Source organism: Stenotrophomonas sp. MH181796, assembly GCF_009659995.1.
In the GTDB taxonomy this organism is placed as follows: Bacteria; Pseudomonadota; Gammaproteobacteria; order Xanthomonadales; family Xanthomonadaceae; genus Stenotrophomonas; species Stenotrophomonas riyadhensis.
Map to the genome: position 1 here is coordinate 158,169 of NZ_RAHU01000009.1, position 21,116 is coordinate 179,284.

At 66.7% G+C, this 21,116-nt stretch carries 21 protein-coding genes and 1 pseudogene; 10 read left to right on the forward strand and 12 right to left on the reverse strand.

The window, feature by feature from the left end; genetic code table 11:
* Nucleotides 1-13 precede the first annotated feature (13 nt).
* Together D5301_RS21915 and D5301_RS21920 are read right to left on the reverse strand one after the other, a co-directional pair.
* Complete coding sequence (locus D5301_RS21915) at nucleotides 14-844, reverse strand: DUF72 domain-containing protein (protein WP_180847627.1); 831 nt, start codon at nucleotides 842-844, stop codon at nucleotides 14-16.
* Complete coding sequence (locus D5301_RS21920) at nucleotides 841-1,284, reverse strand: VOC family protein (protein ID WP_110711687.1); 444 nt, start codon at nucleotides 1,282-1,284, stop codon at nucleotides 841-843. Before D5301_RS21920 ends, D5301_RS21915 begins: the two co-directional genes overlap by 4 nt.
* Nucleotides 1,285-1,394: 110 nt before the next feature.
* On the opposite strand from D5301_RS21920, the gene D5301_RS21925 reads away from it, so the two are divergent.
* The 3 genes from D5301_RS21925 (at nucleotide 1,395) to agp (ending at nucleotide 6,286) form a co-directional block, all read left to right on the forward strand.
* Nucleotides 1,395-2,954, forward strand: coding sequence for a serine hydrolase (locus tag D5301_RS21925; RefSeq protein WP_153856880.1), 1,560 nt, complete (start codon nucleotides 1,395-1,397; stop codon nucleotides 2,952-2,954).
* Nucleotides 2,955-3,153: 199 nt separating this feature from the next.
* A complete protein-coding gene (gene smrA / locus D5301_RS21930; RefSeq protein ID WP_110711689.1) occupies nucleotides 3,154-4,986 on the forward strand; it encodes a multidrug efflux ABC transporter SmrA in 1,833 nt (610 codons plus the stop codon).
* 67 nt (nucleotides 4,987-5,053) lie between these two features.
* Nucleotides 5,054-6,286, forward strand: coding sequence for a bifunctional glucose-1-phosphatase/inositol phosphatase (gene agp / locus D5301_RS21935; protein WP_153856881.1), 1,233 nt, complete (start codon nucleotides 5,054-5,056; stop codon nucleotides 6,284-6,286).
* Between the two features lie 9 nt (nucleotides 6,287-6,295).
* Here agp and D5301_RS21940 read toward each other — a convergent pair whose 3' ends face one another.
* Nucleotides 6,296-7,294: a polysaccharide lyase gene (locus D5301_RS21940; protein WP_153856882.1), complete on the reverse strand. Its 999-nt coding sequence runs from the start codon at nucleotides 7,292-7,294 to the stop codon at nucleotides 6,296-6,298.
* A 164-nt stretch (nucleotides 7,295-7,458) separates the two neighbouring features.
* Between D5301_RS21940 and D5301_RS21945 the strand changes: the two genes are divergently transcribed.
* The gene (locus D5301_RS21945) at nucleotides 7,459-7,695 is read left to right on the forward strand and encodes a hypothetical protein (protein WP_049399572.1); all 237 of its coding nucleotides are present in this window, start codon (nucleotides 7,459-7,461) and stop codon (nucleotides 7,693-7,695) included.
* Between the two features lie 84 nt (nucleotides 7,696-7,779).
* On the opposite strand, the gene D5301_RS21950 is transcribed toward D5301_RS21945, so the two are convergent.
* Nucleotides 7,780-9,588: a DUF885 domain-containing protein gene (locus tag D5301_RS21950; RefSeq protein WP_014036483.1), complete on the reverse strand. Its 1,809-nt coding sequence runs from the start codon at nucleotides 9,586-9,588 to the stop codon at nucleotides 7,780-7,782.
* A gap of 112 nt (nucleotides 9,589-9,700) precedes the next feature.
* Between D5301_RS21950 and D5301_RS21955 the strand changes: the two genes are divergently transcribed.
* Entirely contained in the window at nucleotides 9,701-10,057 is a 357-nt protein-coding gene (locus tag D5301_RS21955; RefSeq protein ID WP_110711692.1) for a GFA family protein, read from the forward strand.
* Nucleotides 10,058-10,089: 32 nt separating this feature from the next.
* Nucleotides 10,090-10,869 carry a DUF4349 domain-containing protein gene (locus D5301_RS21960; protein WP_153856900.1) on the forward strand — a complete coding sequence of 260 codons (780 nt, stop codon included), beginning with the start codon at nucleotides 10,090-10,092 and terminating at the stop codon, nucleotides 10,867-10,869.
* 31 nt (nucleotides 10,870-10,900) lie between these two features.
* On the opposite strand, the gene D5301_RS21965 is transcribed toward D5301_RS21960, so the two are convergent.
* Nucleotides 10,901-11,194 carry a hypothetical protein gene (locus D5301_RS21965; RefSeq protein ID WP_005408721.1) on the reverse strand — a complete coding sequence of 98 codons (294 nt, stop codon included), beginning with the start codon at nucleotides 11,192-11,194 and terminating at the stop codon, nucleotides 10,901-10,903.
* 68 nt (nucleotides 11,195-11,262) lie between these two features.
* Nucleotides 11,263-12,207, reverse strand: coding sequence for a LysR substrate-binding domain-containing protein (locus tag D5301_RS21970; RefSeq protein WP_110711693.1), 945 nt, complete (start codon nucleotides 12,205-12,207; stop codon nucleotides 11,263-11,265).
* Between the two features lie 115 nt (nucleotides 12,208-12,322).
* Here D5301_RS21970 and D5301_RS21975 point away from each other — a divergent pair, with 115 nt between their 5' ends.
* Entirely contained in the window at nucleotides 12,323-13,195 is an 873-nt protein-coding gene (locus D5301_RS21975) for a DMT family transporter (protein WP_049461770.1), read from the forward strand.
* Here the strand turns inward: D5301_RS21975 and D5301_RS21980 are convergent.
* Both D5301_RS21980 and D5301_RS21985 read right to left on the reverse strand, forming a co-directional pair.
* A complete protein-coding gene (locus D5301_RS21980; RefSeq protein ID WP_153856883.1) occupies nucleotides 13,183-13,473 on the reverse strand; it encodes a hypothetical protein in 291 nt (96 codons plus the stop codon). The two genes, D5301_RS21975 and D5301_RS21980, sit on opposite strands and share 13 nt — an antisense overlap.
* 285 nt (nucleotides 13,474-13,758) lie before the next feature.
* On the reverse strand, nucleotides 13,759-14,661 hold the full coding sequence (locus D5301_RS21985; RefSeq protein WP_153856884.1) for a peptidylprolyl isomerase: 903 nt from the start codon (nucleotides 14,659-14,661) through the stop codon (nucleotides 13,759-13,761).
* 136 nt (nucleotides 14,662-14,797) lie between these two features.
* On the opposite strand from D5301_RS21985, the gene D5301_RS21990 reads away from it, so the two are divergent.
* A complete protein-coding gene (locus D5301_RS21990) occupies nucleotides 14,798-15,163 on the forward strand; it encodes a PadR family transcriptional regulator (RefSeq protein WP_032128337.1) in 366 nt (121 codons plus the stop codon).
* Entirely contained in the window at nucleotides 15,160-16,149 is a 990-nt protein-coding gene (locus D5301_RS21995; RefSeq protein ID WP_153856885.1) for a sensor domain-containing protein, read from the forward strand. Before D5301_RS21990 ends, D5301_RS21995 begins: the two co-directional genes overlap by 4 nt.
* 168 nt (nucleotides 16,150-16,317) lie before the next feature.
* Here the strand turns inward: D5301_RS21995 and phaZ are convergent, their stop codons facing one another.
* Both phaZ and D5301_RS22005 read right to left on the reverse strand, forming a co-directional pair.
* Nucleotides 16,318-17,625 carry a polyhydroxyalkanoate depolymerase gene (gene phaZ, locus D5301_RS22000; protein WP_153856886.1) on the reverse strand — a complete coding sequence of 436 codons (1,308 nt, stop codon included), beginning with the start codon at nucleotides 17,623-17,625 and terminating at the stop codon, nucleotides 16,318-16,320.
* A 93-nt stretch (nucleotides 17,626-17,718) separates the two neighbouring features.
* On the reverse strand, nucleotides 17,719-18,309 hold the full coding sequence (locus D5301_RS22005) for a class I SAM-dependent methyltransferase (RefSeq protein ID WP_032128334.1): 591 nt from the start codon (nucleotides 18,307-18,309) through the stop codon (nucleotides 17,719-17,721).
* Between the two features lie 153 nt (nucleotides 18,310-18,462).
* On the opposite strand from D5301_RS22005, the gene D5301_RS22010 reads away from it, so the two are divergent.
* Nucleotides 18,463-18,918 (forward strand): CopD family protein, encoded by a 456-nt coding sequence (locus tag D5301_RS22010; protein ID WP_110711699.1) that lies wholly within the window; start codon nucleotides 18,463-18,465, stop codon nucleotides 18,916-18,918.
* Between the two features lie 230 nt (nucleotides 18,919-19,148).
* On the opposite strand, the pseudogene D5301_RS22015 reads toward D5301_RS22010, so the two are convergent.
* Together D5301_RS22015 and D5301_RS22020 are read right to left on the reverse strand one after the other, a co-directional pair.
* Nucleotides 19,149-20,099, reverse strand: a pseudogene (locus tag D5301_RS22015) (acetyl-CoA carboxylase carboxyltransferase subunit alpha); the annotation flags it as partial.
* A 113-nt stretch (nucleotides 20,100-20,212) separates the two neighbouring features.
* Nucleotides 20,213-21,082 (reverse strand): hypothetical protein, encoded by an 870-nt coding sequence (locus D5301_RS22020; RefSeq protein ID WP_153856887.1) that lies wholly within the window; start codon nucleotides 21,080-21,082, stop codon nucleotides 20,213-20,215.
* Between the last annotated feature and the right edge of the window lie 34 nt (nucleotides 21,083-21,116).

Genomic DNA, 21,116 nt, shown 5'->3' on the forward strand with positions numbered 1-21,116 from the left:
GATGACCGCAGCGCTATCCGCGTGAGGATTTGCTGGCCCCATCTACCCGCCGCTGCAGGGCCATCGCCGCCGCCGGGTTGCGTGCCTTGCCAGCACCGATGCACAGCAGGTAGACCTCGCGCGGAGTTTCCGGAGCCGGCGCGGCCAGGCAGGGCAGGTCCTCCACCGGCTCGCCCTGTGACCAGCGCGTTGCGCGTTCCACCCAACGCTGCTGCACCGGCGCCGGCAGGCCCTCGTTCAAGCGGGCCTGGCTGCGCTTGATCCGTGCGTAGACGAAACCGGCACTGACGTCACCGTGCAGGGGGGCCTCGTCGCTGTCCTCGATCACCAGCGCCACGCCGTGTCGACGGGCGGCGGCGACCAGTGCCGGGCCATGTGCCTCGGCGTTGCGGACCTCCAGCGCATGCTGCAGCGACACCCCTTCCAGCTGTTTCGGCAGCTGCGCCATCAGCGCGCACAATGCATCGGCATCGGCCGGATGGCGCGGATCGAACTGCCACAGCAACGGGCCGAGCCGGTCACCGAGCGCCAACGCCGCCTCAAGGAACGGTGCGGCCGCCTCCACGGTGCTGGACAGGTCACGGCGCTGTACCAGGTAGCGTGGCGCCTTCATCGAAAACCGGAAGCCTTCCGGCGTCTGCGCGGCCCAGTGCGCACACTGCGCCGCAGTGGGCGTGCGGTAGAAGGTGCCGTTGATTTCGATGCAGCGCAGGGCGCGGCTGGCATGGGCCAGCTCTTCGCGCTGCGGCAGGCCTGGCGGATAGAACATGCCGCCACGCCATTCGGGAAACACCCAGCCACCGATGCCGCAGCGGATCTCCGCCGGACGGGCGGTCGCGGTCACTGGTCGTGGTCCGCGCGCCACGGGTCGTAGCTGCCGAACCACCACAGATAGCCTTCCGGGTCGGCGCAGGCGTAGCCGCGTCCGCCGTAGTCCTGGTCAGCAATGTCGATGACGATGCGTGCCCCGGCGGCCTTGGCCCGGGCGTAGTGCGCATCGGCATCGGTGACGATCACGCAGGCGCTCTGGGTCTGGCGGCCGCCGACCTCGTCAGGCATCGCCGCATGCTGGTTCCACTCGCTTTCCTTGTCGGCCGAGCCGAGCATGATCATGCCGTGGCCGAAGGTGAGCTGCGCATGGAACACCGTATCGCCCTCCGCGTAGACGGCCTGGGCATGGAAGCCGAAGGCGCGCTGCAGCCAGTCGATGGCCGCCTGCGCGTCGCGATAGCGCAGGCATGGAATGATGGTGGATCCGTTGTCTGGTTGGCCGTTCCCGCCCATGGCACCCCTCCTATGGCACAGGGCAGGCTGCGCCGCAGACCGTTACCATCCTGCGAAACCCTGGTGACGGCCTGCACATGGCCGCTACCCCTGTTCGGAGATGGTGCTGGATGAAAACCTGGATTGGAGGAGCCGTGCTGCTGGCATGCACGACCATGGCAAGCGCGGCGACCCCGGCGCAGCTGCAGGACCTGGATGCGACCGTCGAGCGCGTGCGCACGCAGTTCGACGTGCCCGGCGTCGCCGTGGCCGTGGTCAAGGACGGCCAGGTGGTGCTGGAACGCGGCTGGGGCGTGCGCGAGCAGGGCAAGCCGGAACCGGTGCAGGCCGATACGCTGTTCGCCATTGCTTCCAACACCAAGGCGTTCACCGCCACTTCGCTGAACCTGCTGGCCGAGGACGGCAAACTGAAGATGGACGACAAGGTGATCGACCACCTGCCGTCGTTCCGCATGTCCGACCCGTTCGTGACCGGGCAGATGACGATCCGCGACCTGCTGTCGCATCGCAGCGGACTGAGCCTGGGCGCCGGTGACCTGTTGTTCTGGCCGACCACCTCCTACAGCAATGCCGAAGTGGTGGAACGGCTGGGCAAGGTGCCGCTGAAGGGTGGATTCCGCGAGGGCTATGCGTACGACAACATCCTGTACGCGGTCGCCCAGCAGGTGATCGAGCATGTTTCCGGCATGAGTTACCAGCAGTTCCTGCAGACCCGCATCTTCGACAAGGTGGGCATGGTTGGCACGCGCTACAACGCCGACCACCTGAAGCCGGGCGACAAGGCGGCGGTCGGCCACGCCAAGTACGATTTCAAGGACCTGCGCACTGTCGCGCCGCTGACCTGGTCGAACAATGCCGGCGCCGGCGGCATCTATTCCAGCGCGCACGACATGGCGCGCTGGATGCAGGTGCAGCTGGCCGAAGGCAAACTGGCCGACGGCACGCCGTTGTTCTCCGAGAAGAGCCAGCAGCAGATGTGGCGGATGATCACCCCGCAGTCGATCCCGGCGCCGAGCGTGCCGGAGCTGGCACCGGCGCGGGCCAACTTCGCCGGCTATGGCGAAGGCTGGAGCCTGAGCGACTACCGCGGGCAGAAGCTGGTCTGGCACACCGGTGGCTGGCCGGGCATGGTCTCGCGGCTGACCCTGGTACCGGGCGAGAAACTGGGCGTGGTGGTGCTGACCAATCAGGAAGTGGGCGCGGCGTTCAATGCGATCACCCTGAGTGTGCTCGATGCCTACCTGGGCGGTGAAAAGCATGACTGGGTGGACGCCTATGCCAAGGCCGTGGCCAAGGGACAGGACAAGGCCGACGAGGCGTGGGCCAAGCACCAGAGCGCGCGCGACAAGGGCAGCAGGCCGTCGCTGGCGCTGGCCGGCTACACAGGCACGTTCCGCGACCGCTGGTATGGCGACATGCAGGTCAGTGCCGAGGGCAAGGGACTGCGCCTGCGCTTTGCCAAGACCGCGCAGTTGAGCGGTCGCCTGGAGCACTGGCAGCACGACACCTTCATCGTGCGCTGGGACGACCGTTCGCTCAACGCCGACGCGTTCGTGAACTTCAGCCTGGACCCGGACGGCAAGGTGCGCGAGGTGCGCATGCAGCCGATTTCCGACCTGACCGATTTCAGTTTCGATTTCCAGGACCTGCTGTTCACCCCAGTGAAATGACGCCGCCGGGCGTGGCCCGGCGCTGACGTTTGACGAATCCGATGGGTAGTGCCGGCCGCTGGCCGGCAACCTCATGATCCCCGGATGCGTCACAAGGTTGCCGGCCAGCGGCCGGCACGACCGCAGCCGCAGCGATCGTCGGCCGGCGTACACATGCGGCATGGGATACTCCGCCAGCTAAAGATGGCGAGGGAATGCGATGTTCCGTTGGTTTGAATCCCTGATTCCGGTGTTCCCGCCCGTGGACGGGCGGATGCCTCCGCGCAAGGTGCTGCCGTTCTACCTGCACTACCTGCGCCCGGTGTGGCCGGTGCTGCTGGCCACGCTCATCGCCGGCCTGCTGCTGGCGCTGGTGGAAGTGGCGATGTTCGATTACCTGGGCCGCATCGTCGACATGGTCGCCGAGCAGCCCGGTGCCGACTTCTTCAAGCGCCATGCCAACGACCTGGGCTGGATGCTGTTCATCACGGTCATCGCGCGGCCGATCCTGGTCGGCCTGCACAACCTGCTGGTCAACCAGGCCATCGTGCCCGGCCTGAGCAACCGCTCGCGCTGGCTGATGCACAACTACGTGGTGCGGCAGAGCCTGAGCTTCTTCCAGAACGACTTTGCCGGCAGCGTCGCCAACCGGGTGATGCAGACCGGTACCTCGCTGCGCGAATCGGCGGTGCAGATGGTCGATTCGCTCTGGTACATCGTGGTCTACACCGGCACCGCGCTGTACCTGTTCGCGCAGGCCGACTGGCGGCTGATGGTGCCGCTGATCCTGTGGCTGCTGGCCTATGCGGTGATCCTGGTCTACTTCGTGCCGCGCGCGAAGGAACGGGCCTGGATTGCGTCCGAAGCGCGTTCCAAGGCGATGGGCCGCATCGTCGATGGCTACACCAACATTCCCACGTTGAAGCTGTTCGCCCATGGCGGGCGCGAGCAGGCCTACGTGGCCGAGTCGATCCAGGAACTGGCGGTCAAGCACCGCGCGCAGACCCGGGTGACCACCGGCATGGACCTGACCATCGCCATCGTCAACGGTTTCCTGATCGCCGGTACCTGCGGGCTGGCGCTGTGGCTGTGGAATGGCGGCCACATCACCGTCGGTGCGATCACCCTGGCGACCGGTCTGGTGATCCGCATCCACAACATGTCCGGCTGGATCATGTGGACCATCAACGGCATCTTCGAGGACATCGGCACGGTGCAGGACGGCATCACCACCATCGCGCAGCCGCTGACGGTGCAGGATCGCGAGGATGCGGTCCCGTTGCAGGTGACCCGTGGTGGCGTGCACTTCCAGGACATCCATTTCCACTACGGCAAGAAGGGCGGCGTGATCGCCGGCCTCGACCTGGTGGTGAAGCCGGGCGAGAAGATCGGCCTGGTCGGTCCCTCGGGTGCCGGCAAGTCGACCCTGGTCAATGTGCTGCTGCGCCTGTACGACCTGGAAAGCGGCCGCATCCTGATCGACGGCCAGGACATTGCCTACGTCACCCAGGAAAGCCTGCGCCAGCAGATCGGCGTGGTTACCCAGGACACGTCGCTGCTGCATCGCTCGATCCGCGACAACCTGCTGTACGGTCGCCCCGACGCGACCGATGCGCAGTTGCGCGCAGCCGTGGCCAAGGCGCGTGCCGAAGCCTTCATCGATACGCTGGTGGACGGGCAGGGGCGTCGTGGCTACGACGCACATGTCGGCGAGCGCGGCGTGAAGCTGTCCGGTGGCCAGCGCCAACGCATCGCCATTGCCCGCGTGCTGCTGAAGGACGCACCGATCCTGGTGCTGGACGAAGCAACCTCGGCACTGGACTCGGAAGTGGAAGCGGCGATCCAGGACAGCCTGGATGAGCTGATGGGCGGCAAGACGGTGATCGCGATCGCGCACCGGCTGTCGACCATCGCGCGCATGGACCGGTTGGTGGTGATGGACCAGGGACGCATCGTCGAGACCGGCACCCATGCCGAGCTGATTGCAGCCGGTGGCCTGTACGCACGGTTGTGGGCGCGGCAGACCGGTGGATTTGTTGCTGCCGATCAATGATCGCTTCGGGGTCGGATCCCTTTCCGCAGGAAAGGGCTCTGACCCCAGCGTGTTTCCGGAGACCTGCATGATCCGCCCCCTGCGCTCCCTGTTGCTGGCACTCAGCCTGGTTGCCACGGTTGCCACGGTTGCCACGGCTGCGCCGGCACCCATGGACGGCGACCAGCTCAAGCAGGTCGTCCTGCTCAGCCGTCACAACCTGCGCGCGCCGGTGGTAGCCTCCGGCGCGCTGGCCAATGCGACGCCCGAGGCCTGGCCGCGCTGGGAGGTGGCACCGGGCGAGCTGACTACCAAGGGAGGCGTGCTGGAGGTCTACATGGGCCGCTACATCGCCCAGTGGCTGCGCCAGGCGCAGCTGTTGCCGGTGTCGGGTTGCCCGCAGGAGGATGACTTCCACGCGTACGCCAACAGCCTGCAGCGCACCCAGGCCACCGCGCAGTTCTTCGTTGCCGGTGCCTTCCCGGGCTGCCATGTTGCGGTCGAGCAACGCATGCCGCTGGGCACGATGGACCCGCTGTTCAATCCGGTGATCCACCGCGATGACGCGGCGTTCCGCGCACGTGCGGCATCGGCGATGCAGCAGGCGCTGTCCGCATCCGATCTGGCACCGGCACTGTCCGTGGTGGAGGAGATCACCCGCTATCCGCAGTCGGCGGCATGCAAGGGGCACAACGACTGCCATCTGGCGCTGTCCGACACCACCTTCAGCGCGGAACCGGGAAAGGAGCCACGCGTCTCCGGATCACTGGCTCTGGCCAGCGGGCTGGTCGATGCCTTGTTGATGGAGCACTACCAGGGCAGTGGCATCCCCCGCGAAGGCTGGGGCCGGTTGACCACCGAGGCGCAATGGCAGGCGCTGGCGCAGATCCGCAACCGCTACCAGGACATCCTGTTCGGAACGCCCGAGGTGGCGCGGGATGTGGCCGGACCGTTGCTGGCACGCGTGGATGCGTTGCTGGAAGATCCCGCATCGCCGAAAGTGAGCCTGCTGGTCGGTCACGATTCCAATATCGGTTCGGTGCTGGCGGCGTTGGGAATCAGCGACTACAGCCTGCCGGGCCAGTACGAGAAGACGCCGATCGGCGGCCTGCTGCAGTTCGAGCGCTGGCGTGATCGCCACAGCGGGCTGGAACGGATCCGCCTGGCCTACGTCTACCCGACCACCGCGCAGCTGCGCGATGCGCTGTCGCTGACCAACGCGCAGCCGCCGGGCCGCGTCGCGCTTCGTGTGCCGGGGTGCGCGGCTCAGGGGTGCACCGTCGCCGAGTTCCAACGCCTGCTGCATCCGGCATCGCGCTGAGGCACGCTGCTAACGCAGCGGCGTGCGCACGATGCCATGCGTGGCCATCAGCGTAAGGTCGCCGCCGAGCCGTGGCGAGTGGAACGGGCCGCGTGCATGCGCGGCATTGAACAGGCCGCCATCCGGTGATCGCAACCGGTAGAACTCGACCCAGCCGCTGGCCTGCAGGGGCAGCTGTGCAACGCCGGTGTGTTCGTTGAACCATGCAGGGTCCTTGCTGCCTTCGATGACGCGGCGGGCAAGGCGGTCGATGGCGTGATCCCCGCTGGCGTACCCGTCCTGGCCGTGCAGCCGCGCCAGCTCAGCCATCATCACCAGCGGCGCCAATGCGTAGTCGTGGTAGTGCAGGGCACGCTGTCCACGGGTCATCTCCAGCGGCAGGCTGCCATCGTCCTGGATGTCATCGATGCCCTTCTGGAAGGCGGCGTGGCCGGCCTGCCACAAGGCCTCGTCGTCGGTGGCCAGGCCGGTGGCCAGTACGCCCAGACCGCCCCAGTAGTAGTGGTTGTTGCGGCGCCGTTTCGGGTTGTCCCAGTACGCCAGGTTGGCCCGTGCCAGCTTCTGCAGCCACGGATCGATACGCGCGCGCTGCTGCGGGTTGGCCTGGTCATGCACCTTCAGGTAAGCCATGGCTACCGCATCGAGCATCCACTGCCGCATGTAGAACGACTGATCGTTGTTGACCCGGATCATCTGCCCGAGCATGGCGCCATCATCGGCCCACGCACCCAGCCAGCTCAGCGTGCACTGTGCCGCTGCCGGGTCACCGGTGCGCAGGTAGTCATCGCTCATGCGCGCCACGTCGGCGGCATAGCGGTCCAGCGGCGCAGTGGCGTCCTTGTTCTGCTGGTGCAGTACCGGGTCGATCACCGATCCAGCCTTGTCGGTGTAGTAGCCCAGGGCGCGGATGTCGGGGTATCCAGCCGGTGGCGGGGGGCAGGCGGCGTAGGCAGGGGCGGCCGCCAAGGCAGCGGAGAGGAGGCCAAGGCGTAGCACCAGGGAGGGCATGGGAACCTGCAGGGACGGGGAGGCGATGCGAACGATGCGCCCGGAGTCGTTTGCCAGTTGTGAGGCCGCACAGGCCCGGTTTGCAGGTGTTCAGGACCGGAGTGGCGCCTGAAGCTCAAGAGTCGGCTAGTCTGTCGTCATCAATTCAGCCGGAGGGAGTGGCGATGAGAATCACTGATTTTCTCGTGATGGACGGTGAGGGTGACGAGATCCCTGCTGATCCGCATGGCAACCATGTGGCTTTCAACTGTTTCGAGTGCGGATACCCGGTAGTGGCTGGCTCATTGGAAAACGAGCGGGGCAGCGATGAGGATTGCCCTGCAGCCTGTCGTGGCTGTGGTGCCGAGTACTTCGTGGATCTGCGGCTGGGCTCAAAGAAAATGTACATCCATCTGCTCTGACCCGGCAGTAGCCCAAGCAGGGGCGAATAAAAAAAGCGGCCCGGGTTTCCCCGGGCCGCTCCGCTTCATCTCACACCGTCCCGATCACTCGATCGGCTGGTCCAGCATCAGCTGGCGTGCGAAACGCACCGGCGGGGCGCCGTAGGACAGCACCTGGTCGTGGTAGGCCTTCAGGTTGAACTTGTCGCCCAGCTTCTCCTGCACCGCCTTGCGGGTGTCGAAGTGTTCCTGCGCACCGACGAAGTAGGTCGGCAGCTGCGCCGACGTCAGCTGCGCGCGCACCCACTTGCCGGCGGCTTCGCTTTCCTGCTGGAACGCGTCGTGGGTCATCAGGTGCATCGCCTTCTCGCGATCCCAGTTGTCCACGTGCACGCCCTGGTCGAGGATCGCGTTGGAGATCGTGCGCAGGTAGAACTTCAGCTGTACCAGGTGGAACAGCGGGTCGTTGTTGAGGTAACCCTGCTCCTGCATCATGCGCTCGGTGTAGACCGCCCAGCCTTCGGCGAACAGGCCCGAACGCAGCACCGCACGCAGGGTCGAGGGGAACTTGGCCGAGTGCCAGCCTTCCAGGTAGTGGCCCGGGGTGCCTTCGTGGATGCTCAGCAGGTGGATCATGCGCGAGTTGTATTCACGCAGGAACGAGTCGACCTGCTTCTCGTTCCAGTCGTCCGGAATCGGCGACACGGCGTAGAAGGTCTTCAGGTTCTTGTCCAGCGGGCCCGGCGAATCGCAGTAGGCCACGGCCACGCCACGCTGGAATTCCGGCATCAGGATGATGTCCACCGGCGCATCGGGCAGGGTCACCAGGTCGTGCTCGCGCACGAACGCGGTGGACTGCTCCAGCGCGGCCTTCGCATCGTCGACCACCTTGTCGCGCGCTGGCTTGTCGGCGTAGGCCAGTTCCAGTGCCGCCTCGATCGCCTTCTGCTGCTGCTCGTCGGTCGGCTGGGCCGGCATTTCCGGCGCACCCGGCTTGTCCTTCAGCACGGTCTGCGCGATGCCGTACATGTCTTCGCGCACGCGCTTGAGTTCGGCGCGTGCACGCTCACCGATCTCCTGGCGCGACAGCGAGGAGCTCAGCGCGAACTTCAGCTTCTGGTCGTACTTTTCCGCACCGATGCGGAAGTCGCCCTTGGCATTCGGCACCAGGGTCTTGTCCAGCCAGGTCTGCTGTTCGTCCACGGCCTTCTTCAGGCCGTCGATGGCGGCCTGCAGGCGCTGCTGGTCGGCCTGCGGCAGTTCACCGATGTGCGGGGTGATGAAGGTATCGACGATGCTGAGGATGCCCTTGTTCTGCTTGGCCACCGTCTCGGCATGGATCTTCGGCACGCGGGCCGGATCCAGGTTCTCGCGGGCCTGGGCGAAGATCGCCGGCAGCTTTTCCATGCGTGCGGTGGCCGACTTCAGGCGCTCCGGCAGCGGCGCGAACTCGCGCGCCATCAGGCCGTAGATCGCGCTGCCGGCGATGCCGTTGTACAGCTGCGGGTCCCACTTGCCGGACTGCAGCACTTCGGCGTTCCAGATTTCCGACTGCAGCTGGTTGCGCAGGATCGCTGCGTCCACCTGGTTCTCGCGGCCCAGCTTGGCCACCTCGATCTTGTCCAGCTCGCCCAGCAATGCCTTGTAGGCGGCCACGGTCTTCTGCTGGCCGGCGGCGCTCAGGTCGTCCAGCTCGCTGTCGTAGCGGTGGTCACCGATCTGGGTGGCGCTGACCGGCGAAAGCTGCATCCAGGTGTCCAGGGCGCGCTTGGACAGGTCGGCGAAGGCGGCATCGACCGCCGCGTCACCGGCCTGCTGGCTGGCGGCCGGGGTGGAACCGTTGGTCGGGGCGTCGGCCGGCTGGCAACCGGCCAGGGCGGCGACCAGGGCGAGGGCAAGGAGATGCGGGCGCATCGGCGTTCCTGTACAGGGTCAAACCCCGAGCATAGGGCCCCGGGGCTGCTTTGTCCCCGTGCCATAGGATTACCATGGGCGCAGACAGGGACTCTCCAGCGGAGCGCAGGACATGGAATACCAGGGAAGCTGCCATTGCGGCAGGATCGCATTCACCGTACAGGCCGAGGCGCCAATCAGCGATGTCATCGACTGCAACTGCTCGATGTGCCGCCGCCGCGGCAGCCTGCTGTGGTTCGCCCCGCGCGAGGCGTTCCAGCTGACCACCGATCCGGCGGACGTGGCCACCTATCATTTCAACAAGGCGCATATCGATCACCACCACTGCCGCGAGTGTGGCGTCGCGCCGTACAGTGAAGCGGTGGATCCGCGCACCGGCACGCCGATGGTGGCGGTGAACGTGCGCTGCGTACCGCAGGTGGATCTGGCCACATTGGCCGTCATGTCCTACGACGGAGCGGCACTGTGAGGCCGCTGCACGCGTGGACGCGCGTGGTGGCGATGCCGGTGCTGCTGCTTGCATTGGCAGCCTGCGCCAAACACGGCGATGTGGCGGCCGATGCAGGCGCTACTGCCGCCGAAGCGGCCGTTGCTTCACCGGAGGGCGCATTCCTCGCCTACGAACACGACGTGCAGGTGCAGCTGGAAGCGGCGCAGATCGCACCCCGCATCCAGCAGGTGGCACAGGCCTGCCAGAGCGCGAAGTTCGGTGACTGCGCGGTGCTGCAGGTCGACCAGCGCAGTGGCGAGCAGCCCAGCGGCGAGGTCAAGGTACGCATCGCGCCGAAGGGCGCCGAGCCGTTGATCGCGATGGCCGGTGAAGGTGGCAAACTGCAGTCGCGCAACACGCGTGCCGAGGACCTCGCGCAGGCGGTGGCCGATACGGCACTGACCAAGGCGCGGCTGGAGAAGGAACACGCGCGGCTGCTGTCCTACCAGGACCGCAAGGACCTGAAGATCGAAGACCTGATGGCGATCACCACGCGGCTGTCGGAGATCGAGGCGGGTGTCGAGCAGGCCAACAAGGATGCCGCGCAGCAGCGCCGGCGCATCGATACACAGCTGGTCACGATGCACTTCGACACCACCTCGGGCCAGCGCAGTCGCAGCGAGATCGGTGAGGCGCTGAGCGAGTCGGGCAGCATCCTCAGCACCAGCGTTGCGTTCCTGATCCGCGCGGTCGCAGCGTTGCTGCCGGTGGGCGTGCTGGCCCTGGTCGTGGCCTGGGGTATCCGGGCGTGGTGGCGTCGCCGCCGTCGCACGCTGCCGCCCACCCTTTGAGGAAAAGGTCGATGCCGGCAGCCCGCCGGCATCAGCCCTCGTCGGTCTCGTACTCGACGAACACATCCAGCTCCAGCGCCAGTTCCTGCACCGCATCGCGCACCTTCTGCGCGGTACTTTCGTTGCCGACTTCCACTTCCAGTTCGTGGATGCCCGGGCCGATGTCATCGGACAGCCCGGCCGAACTGGAATCGTCGTCGTCCATGTGCGGCATCAGGTCGTCGGTTTCCTCGACATGTTCGATGCCCTCCAGGCCGAGCAGCAGGTCGCTGATCGCGCGGGCGTCGTCTTCGGTTCCGGTGATGCGCAGTCGCAGCATGGCCATGGCGTTGATACGGTGTGGGGTTGCCTGCAGCCTAGCCAGCGTGAAGCAAAGAGCGGGTGAGGGCGCAGTCAGCCGTGCGTGGCCGGGCGCCCGAGCAGGCTTTCCGGCAACGCGGGAATCGGCGTGCGTTCGTCCTGCGCCTGCTCCAGCAACCAGTCGATGAACAGGCGCGCGGCGTGGCTCGGCGGTTGCCCTTCGGCGTGCACTACGTGATACGCATAGCGCGCTTTCAGTGCCGGGCCGGGCAGGCGTACCACTTCGTAGCGCTGCAGGTAGGGCTGCGCGATGTGGGTGCGTGCCAGCACCGCGCCCATGCCGTACACCGCAGCACGCATCGCATCGGTACTGTCGGCGAAGGTGTGCATCGGCGGCAGTGGCGACGGCGGGCGCACGCCGGCATGGCGGAACCAGTCACGCCAGCCCTGCGGCGACAGATCGGTCAGCAGCGGCAGGTCGGCGATGCGCGCCGGATCGACCAGCGCTTCGACTCCGGCCAGTGCCGGTGAGGCCACCGGGAACAGGTAGTCGTCCATCAGGTGCTGCGCACGCAGGCCCGGCCATTGGCCCAGGCCATAGCGGATACCGACTTCCGGACCGTTGTCGTCGTAGCGGTCCAGCCCGCTGCCGGTGTGCAGTTCGATTCGGATGTGCGGATAGGCCTGGGTGAAGCGTGGCAGCCGTGGCAGCAACCAGCAGTAGGACAGCGAGCGCAGCGTGGTGATCCGCAACGGCACGCTGTCGGCATCCGGTTGCAGGTGATGGGCGACGGCCGCGACATCGGAGAAGGCGGCGCTGGCGGCGTCGGCCAGCTGCCGGCCCTCGGCAGTCAGGCGCACGCCACGGGCGTGGCGCAGGAACAGCCGGGTCTCCAGCACCTCCTCCAGGCGGCGCACATGGTGGCTGACCGCGCTGGCGGTCAGGTGCAGTTCCTGCGCGGCCTGGGCGAAGTTCTGGTGGCGCGCGGCGACCGCGAACACGGCCAGTGCGGGGAGCAGGGAAGGGCGTAGCTGCATGTCGAGCCTCAAACCATATTTGTGGCTGGCAGCGATACTACGCGCTTGTGCGGCGGGCGTCTGCGCCCGATCCTGTCTGCCTTGGCGAGGAACAGACGATGGACGGAGGCAGGGCATGAATGCGGTCCCACAGGTGGCCGAGCGCGACTGGCGCACGCCGCTGGAATTGACCCTGCTGGGCGCCATCTGGGGCTGCTCGTTCCTGTTCATGCGGGTGGCGGTGCCGTCATTCGGCCCGTTCGCGCTGGTCGAGGTGCGGCTGGTGCTGGGTGCGCTGGTGCTGCTGCCGTTCCTGTGGCGGGCGCGTGCGCAGTTTCCGCCGCGGCGCTGGCTGTGGCTGGCACCGATCGGCTTGATCAACTCGGCGCTGCCGTTCGTGCTGTTCGCCTATGCCGCCGAACAGGCACCGGCCGCGATCGGTGCGATCTGCAATGCGATGACGGTGCTGTTCGCCGCGCTGATCGCCTTCCTGTTCTTCGGTGAGAAGATCGGCATGCGCCGTGCTGGCGCGTTGCTGGTCGGATTCGCCGGCGTGGTGGTACTGGCCACGGCCAAGGTCTCTGGCCTGAGTATCGGCACCGCGGTGCTGGCCGGTGCGGCGGCCTCGCTGCTGTACGGTCTGGGCGTGAACCTGGTGAAGCGGCACATGACCGGGCTGCCGTCGGCGGCTGCTGCGGCGGCAACGCTGTCCTGCGCTTCGCTGTGGATGCTGCCGATGGCGGTCAGCCACTGGCCGCAGGCGGCGATTCCGGCCAAGGCGTGGGGCGCGGCGATTGCCCTGGGCGTGGCCTGTACCGGCCTGGCGTTCCTGATGTTCTATCGTTTGATCGGCCGTATCGGCCCGTCGCGTGCGTCGACGGTGACCTACCTGATTCCGCTGTTCGGCGCGGCGTTCGCGTGGTTGTTCCTGGGGGAAGCGGTGACGGTGCAGATGTTGATTGCCGGTGCGTTGATCCTGGGTAGTGTGGCGGTGAGTCAGAAGGGTTGAGGTGTTTTGCACGTGGCGCGTGCTGAAGGCGCTTCATTGTTCATGGGCGTTACTTTTCTTTGTACGCAAAGAAAAGTAACCAAAAGAAACGTTCCGCCGGTCACGAGCCGATGCTGCGCATCGGTGCCCTGCGCTCCTCGGCCCGTCGAGGGACGGCGCGGGAACTCGCTGCGCTCAGACACCCGCGCCTCTTCGCCCTCGCCGGACCTGCGGTGCTCGGCTCGCTCAAGGCGGACCCAGATCAAAGGCCACAGCTGCACCCAGTAGATCCACGCCATGCGTGGATGCTTTTGCGGTTGATCTTGACCTTCCAGTCCGCCTTGAGCGAGCCGAGCATCGCAGGGGAATCAGGGGCGAAGAGGCGCCGATGTCTGAGCGCAGCGAGTTCGGCGCCGTCCCCTGATTCACCGAGAAGCGCAGGGGAACGGCGTGCGAAGCACGGCGGCTCGCGACCTGGCGGCGCGTTTCTTTTGGTTACTTTTCTTTTCGCGCGAAAAGAAAAGTGACGCCCATGAACGATGAAGCACCTTCAGCACGCGCCACGCGCAGAACCCGCGACGGCGTTACTTCACCGGCACCGGAATATTGCAGAGATCGATATGCCCCGCCGGGCGCTTGTAGAAATCATCCACGCGATTGCGACGCGCCTCCACTGTATCGGCGAACGTCTTCGAATCGGTGCGCAGCACCTGGATCGGCGTGCGCTCGGCCGCCGGCACATCGCTGGCGCGGCGGATCGACACGATCGGCGTGCGCAGCTTCGGGTCGGTGTAGAAGCCCATCGGCGCCGGGCCGCGCGGGATCGCGCTGAGCAGTTCCATGCCCTTCAACACGCGACCGACCAGGGTGATGTTGCGGTCCAGCTGGCGCGGCGACTGGCCGGTTACCACATAGAGTTCGGCGCCGATGCTGCTGTCTTCCTCGTTGCTGCGGCCCGCGCCGAGCATGCCGTAGCAATGCGCCAGCCAGGCCTTGCCGGCCTGCGGGTCCTGGCCGACCGGGAAGCCGTCGACGAATCCAGTCTGCGCCGCCCAGCCATCGCGGTCCGGCAGCACGTTCACCTTCAGTCCGGTGCTGGCGCGTTCGAATTCGGCCGGCAGCTTGCGCGCGGCGCTGCCGAACGGTTTGGCCCTGGTCGCGTCATCGGCGTTGGCATCGCCGAACTGCACCACGAAATTGTCCTGCGAGCGGTAGATGCTGGTGCCGTCCCAGAAGTGCTCGTGGGCGAAGGTCTGGATGTTGGCGACATGGCGCGGGGCGAACTGCGGCGCCAGCTCGATGATCACCCGCCCGGCCGGCAGGTCCATGTACAGCAGGTTGGCCGGGTCCGGGGTGCGCCAGTCGCTGGCCGCTGACGCATCGAGGATCTGCTGCGGGCTGCGGTAGGGCATGGCCGCGCCGGCCAGGACGGGCAGCAGGCAGGACAGGGCGAGGGCGGTCAGGGCAAGGCGACGACGGTGCGGCATGGGAACCCCGGAACATGAACGAGGCTTCGATTCTGCGCGAGCGGCCCGGCCACGCCAACCGGCACGATGACTAACGACACATTCGCTATACCGAACTTCGCACTACTGTGGACTTCAACGTAGTGGAGGGCCGGTCATGTCCGAGGACGATGTCCAGCTGAAGAAGTTCCAGAAGGAGCTCAGCGCCGGAACGGTGTCGCTGGCCCTGCTGGCGGTGCTGGCCCGGGCCGGGGAGCCGCTGTACGGCTACCTCATTGCCAAGGAGCTGGAGCGGGTGGGCGAGGGCGTGCTGAGCGGCAAGCAGAGCGCGCTGTACCCGGTGCTGCGCAACCTGGAGGGCGCTGGCCTGCTGGAAAGCCATGTGGAGCCGTCCAGCAGCGGGCCGCCGCGGCGCTACTACCGCATCAATGAACGTGGCCGCGAGGTGCTGGCGCAATGGCGCCAGGCCTGGCAGGCCACACGCGATTCCGTCGATTCCGTGTTGGAGGGGGTACCGCAATGAACGACCCGAGCCTGGCAGGCCGAGCCCTGCCCACGACCATCCCGCAGTACCTGGCGCAGCTGCGCGAGGCGCTGGAAGGCGCCGACCCGGCGATGGTGCAGGACGCCCTGTACGACGCCGAGGAATACCTGCGCTCGGAACTGGCCGCGCAGCCCGGCCGCAGCGAGGCCGAGGTGATCGCCGACGTTGCCGGCAGCTACGGTGCGCCGGACGAGGTAGCCGAAATCTACCGCGAGACCGAAGTGACGGTGAATCGCGCGCTGCGTACACCGCGTGCGGATACCGCACCGGTGCTGCGTGCGGCGGCGGAAGCCAGTGGCGTCGAGCCGGCCGCACCCCCGCCGGTACCGGTGCCGCGTTCGCAGCTGGCGCGCTTCTTCGGCGTGGTGACGGATCCGCATACCTACGGTGCGCTGTTCTACATGCTGCTGTCGCTGGCCACCGGCATCTTCTTCTTCACCTGGGTGGTGACTGGCCTGTCGCTGTCGCTGGGCCTGCTGATCCTGATCATCGGCATCCCGCTGACCGTGCTGTTCTTCGGTTCGGTGCGCGGGCTGGCACTGCTGGAAGGGCGGCTGGTGGAAGCGCTGCTGGGCGAGCGCATGCCGCGCCGGCCGCAGTACACCGACCGCAGCCGCACGTGGCCGCAGCGCATCGGTGACATGTTCACCGATGGCCGCACCTGGCTGACGCTGCTGTACTTCGTGCTGATGCTGCCGCTGGGCGTGATCTACTTCACCATCGCGGTGACGCTGCTGTCGCTGTCGCTGAGCCTGATCTGGGCGCCGGTCGCGGCGATCTTCAGTGGCGACATCCCCGGCGTGTACATCAACGACGTGAACGTACTGCCGATGGCGGCCTCGCCGCTGGTGGCAATCGCGGTTGCCGCGGCGGGGGCGCTGCTGCTGCTGCTGACGATGCATCTGGCACGCGGCATCGGCAAACTGCACGGGCTGATCGCCAAGAACCTGCTCGTGCGGCTGTAAGCGGTCAGGGGTCGGATCCCTGTTCGCAGAACAGGGCTCTGACCCCGGATCCGATCGTGCTGGGGTCAGAGCCCTTTCCGCTGGAAAGGGATCCGACCCCGGGAGCGCCAACCAAGGTTGGCATCTACCAGGGCGTACCGACCAAGGTCGGCACCCACCCTGGGCGAGTTACCCCGCCTTTCGCCGCAACGGGGTAACGTTGCTCTTCTTCTTCGTAGCCTTCGCCGCAGGTGCTTCGGCATGCGCGGCGAAGAAATCGCGCACTTTCGGGTACACCACCTCGCGCCAGCGACGGCCGCTGAAGATGCCGTAGTGGCCGGCACCTTCGACGATGAAATGCTCGCGGCGGTCTGCAGTGATGCCGGTGCACAGCGCCTGCGCGGCTTCGGTCTGGCCGAGGCCGGCGATGTCGTCCAGCTCGCCTTCGATGCTCAGCAGCGCGGTATCGCGGATCGCCGACGGATCGACCTTCTCGCCGTTGACCACCCACTCGCCACGCGGCAGCAGGAAGTCCTGGAACACCACGGAAATCGTATCCAGGTAGTACTTGGCCGGCATGTCCAGCACCGCGTTGTACTCGTCGTAGAAACGACGGTGTGCGTCGGCGTCTTCCAGGTCGCCCTTGACCAGGTCGGTGTAGAAGTCCCAGTGCGAGCTGAAGTGGCGGCTCGGGTTCATCGACAGGAAGCCTGCGTGCTGCAGGAAGCCCGGGTACACGCGACGGCCGGCGCCGGGATAGCTGGCCGGCACGGTGTGGATGACGTTGTTCTCGAACCACGACAGCGGGTTCTGCGTGGCCAGGTTGTTCACTGCGGTCGGGCTGCAGCGTGCATCGATCGGGCCACCCATCATCACCAGCGTGCGCGGCGTCGGCTCGCCACGGCTGGCCATCAGCGAAACTGCCGCCAGCACCGGCACGGTCGGCTGGCACACGCTGACCACGTGCAGGCGCTCCACGCCGAGGTGGCGGATGAACTCCTGGATGTAGGCAATGTAGTCGTCCAGGCCGAACTCGCCTTCGCTGGACGGCACCATGCGCGCATCGACCCAGTCGGTGACGTACACGCGGTGGTCGCGCAGCAGGGTGCGCACGGTATCGCGCAGCAGCGTGGCGTGGTGGCCGGACAGCGGCGCCACCACCAGCACGAACGGCTGGTTGAGCATGGTGTGCAGCTGGTCGGCTTCATTGCTGTGGCGCTTGAAGCGCAGCAGCTTGCAGAACGGCTTGCTCACTTCCTCGTGCACGACGATCGGCACGCGCTCGCCCTCGACGTCGATTTCGTTGATGCCCCACTCGGGCTTCTCGTAATCCTTGCCGATGCGATGGAAGAGTTCATTGACCGCCGCCAGGCGATCAGCGCCGGGCATCTGCGACCACCAGTGGCCCTGGTTGGCGAAGAACCTGGCGTTGGCCTGGGCCTGGTGCACCCAGGGGGCGAGCAGGTTGCGGGTCAGTTCGTGCAGTTGATAGAGCATGACGACCGAATATGTATGGTCATATGTTGCCGCGCAGCATATCCCATCCGGGTGTCCCGCAGGTTAAGTTGGCTGAAAATAATGAATCCGGATTCACATCCGTTCCAGCGCGGCCGCATCGCCTGCCAGGGCGGGACCGAGCCAGCAATGCGACCCTACCGGCTGCAGACCGTGCCGGGCCAGCGTCCGCCGGTACCAGCGCGCCGGGCGGGCCTGGAAACCCTCGTGGTCGCCCTCGAACGCGTCCTCGGCGGCGAAGGTCTCCAGGAAGGCCACGCCGCCGGTCAGCTCCGCCACGCCGGCCAGTCCGGCACGCAGCTCACGGTCGGGCACGTAGTGCATCACGTCCGAGCAGATCAGCAGGTCGACCGGGGCGCAGGGCCGCAGCCAGGCGAAATCACCGAAGCGGGCCAGGTGCAGGTTGCGGGTGCGGCCGTAGCGGCGCACAGCGTACTCGCTGCTGTCGAAGCCGAGGTATTCGACCTTCGGACGCAGCTTCAGCAGCGGCGCGCGCCAGGCGCCTTCGCCGCAGCCGATATCCAGCACGCTGCGGATCGGTCGCTCCAGGTAGTACTCGGCGCTGGCCACAGCCAATGCCACCTTGCGTGCCAGGCGGGCGCTGCCACCGATGTCGGCACGGCGGTACCAGCGTTGGAAGTAGGCGGCGTCGTAGGTCTTGTCCATGGGCGGCGTGCGGTCAGGATCGGGAAAGCGGTGCCTATCGTACGGTGTTGCGGCGCGCCATGCGTCGATGTGTCGCGGCGCTGGCGCGTGGGGTGGCCCGTTCACGTCATGCGAGAATGACGGCCAACCTACGCCAGCCGCCGGAGCGAGCGCATGCAGAGCTACTACTGGGTCAAGACCTTCCACATCGTGTTCGTGGTGGCGTGGATGGCCACGGTGTTCTACCTGCCGCGCATCCTGGTGAATCTGGCCGAGACTGCAGGCCAGCCGGCGGTGACCGAGCGCCTGCAGCTGATGGGCCTGCGCCTGTACCGCTTCGGCCACTCGATGTTCGGCCTGGCGTTCCTGCTGGGTCTGGTGCTGTGGCTGGGCTACAAGGTCATTCCGGATTTCCCGACCATGGTCGCGCCCGGCGGCGCCGGTTGGCTGCATGCCAAACTGGGGCTGGTGGTGGTGCTGCTGGCGTATTTCATCTGGATCGGGCGGTTGCTGAAGGGCGCGTCCAAGGGCAGGGCGCTGCCGTCGTCGCGCGCGTTGCGCTGGATCAACGAGATCCCGCTGCTGGCGTTCATTCCGATCGTGTGGCTGGTGCTGGCCAAGCCGTTCTGAGTGGGGTCATCTGTACCCGGTAGATCCACGCCATGCGTGGATGCCGCCAGGGCGCAAACGAAAGAGCCGGGCATCTGCCCGGCTCTTTCGTTTCTGCAATCACCTGCGTGTTGCCGGCCAGCGGCCGGCACTACCGGGCTTAGGCCGCTTCGTACGTGCCGTAGCTGCGCAGGCGGGTGTAGCGCTGCTCCAGCAGCTGCTCGGTGGACAGCTTTTCCAGCGNAGGCCGCTTCGTACGTGCCGTAGCTGCGCAGGCGGGTGTAGCGCTGCTCCAGCAGCTGCTCGGTGGACAGCTTTTCCAGCGCATCCAGTTCGTTCAGCAGCACGGCCTTCAGGCGCTTGGCCATCTGCGTCGGGTTGCGGTGGGCGCCACCGGTCGGCTCGCGCACGACCTTGTCGACCAGGCCCAGGCTCTTCAGGCGCGGGGCGGTCAGGCCCAGCTGCTCGGCGGCATCCTTGGCCTTGCCGGCGTCCTTCCACAGGATCGAGGCGCAGCCTTCCGGGGTGATGGTCGAGTACACCGAGTACTCCAGCATCACGGTGCGGTCGCCCACGCCCAGCGCCAGCGCGCCGCCGGAGCCGCCTTCACCGATCACGGTGCAGATGATCGGCACCTTCAGTTCGGCCATCTCGATCAGGTTGCGTGCGATCGCTTCGGACTGGCCACGCGATTCGGCATCGATGCCCGGCCAGGCGCCGGCGGTGTCGATCAGGGTCAGCACCGGCAGGCCGAAGCGCTCGGCCATCTTCATCAGGCGCAGGGCCTTGCGGTAGCCCTCCGGCTTGGGCATGCCGAAGTTGCGCTTGATCTTTTCCTTGGTGTCACGGCCCTTCTGGTGGCCGATCACCATCACCGCGCGGCCGTTGATGCGGGCCAGGCCACCCATGATGGCCTTGTCGTCGGCGAAGGCGCGGTCGCCTGCCAGCTCCTGGAACTCATCGCAGATGATGCGGATGTAGTCGGCGGTGTACGGGCGCGACGGATGACGGGCCAGCTGCAGCACCTGCCACGAGGTCAGGTTGCGGAAGATCTGCGCGGTGCGCATGCGCAGCTTGTCCTGCAGCGCGTGCACTTCCGCCTCGACATTGACCGCCGGCCCGGCACTGGCGTTGCGCAGTTCCTGGATCTTGGCTTCCAGGTCGGCGATGGGTTGCTCGAAGTCGAGGTAGTTCGGATTCATCGGAAGCCGTCGTGTAAAGAAGAGGGGAATTCTAGCCGAATGCGTGCAAACCACCCGTACGCCTTCGTCTGGAAGGCGACGGTAGCGCAGCCGGGCAGGGGGCGCCAGTCAGCTCAGGGCACCACCAGGGCGCTGCGGCCCATCAGCTGGCTGCGCTGGGAGACGAAGTCGTTGTAGGCCTCGTTGGCCTCCCGGCCCAGGTTGCCGCCGAGGGTGGCAGTGGCCGAGGTGAAGGCCATCTGCGCGGCGAAGTCCTGCTTGCGCAGGGCCTTCTGTTCTTCGGCGGTGGTGGCCCTCAGCCAGCGCGCATAGACCTCGCGCAGCGGCGCGGCATGCGCCTCGAAGGCCGGCACCAGCGCCGGCAGGCTGGCCGGGGCCGGTTCCAGGCTGAATGCCGGCGCCACGTAGCCGGCGGGCTGCTCGCGCTTGAACGCGCCGGGTTCACCCATGCCTTCTTCCACGTAGGCGATGAAATCCGGCGCGGTGAATACCTTGGCCACGATCTGCCCGCCGCTGGAATCGACGTGGGCGACCACCTTTTCCTTCGGGAACGGTTCGCGCACGCCGTAGGTCCAGGTCTTGTCGATGAACAGTTCGTGGCTCTTCTCGAACGGACCTTCGAAGTCGACCCCGCCCAGCTCGATGCCCTTGTTGCCGACGCCGAAGTTCTTCAGCTTGCTCTCGTCGGTGACATAGACCTCGCGGGCGATCACGTACTCGCTGAGGGTCGGATTGATCAGGCCGCCACGACCGTCGACGTAGACGATGAAGCGCACGTCGCCGAGCTTGTCGGTGTGCAGGCGGTGCTCGCCGATGGCCAGCGAGACCGGGCGCGAGCCCTGCGCGGCCACCGGCAGGTCCTGGCCGTCGATGCTCAACGCCAGCGGCGTGTCGGTCGGGTTGTCGATCTGGAACTCGATCTTCGACGGGGAGCAGGCGGCCAGGACCAGTGCGGCAGCGAACGGGAACAGCAGGGTCTTCATTGGCAATCGTCCTTGATACTTGGAACGGGGAAAC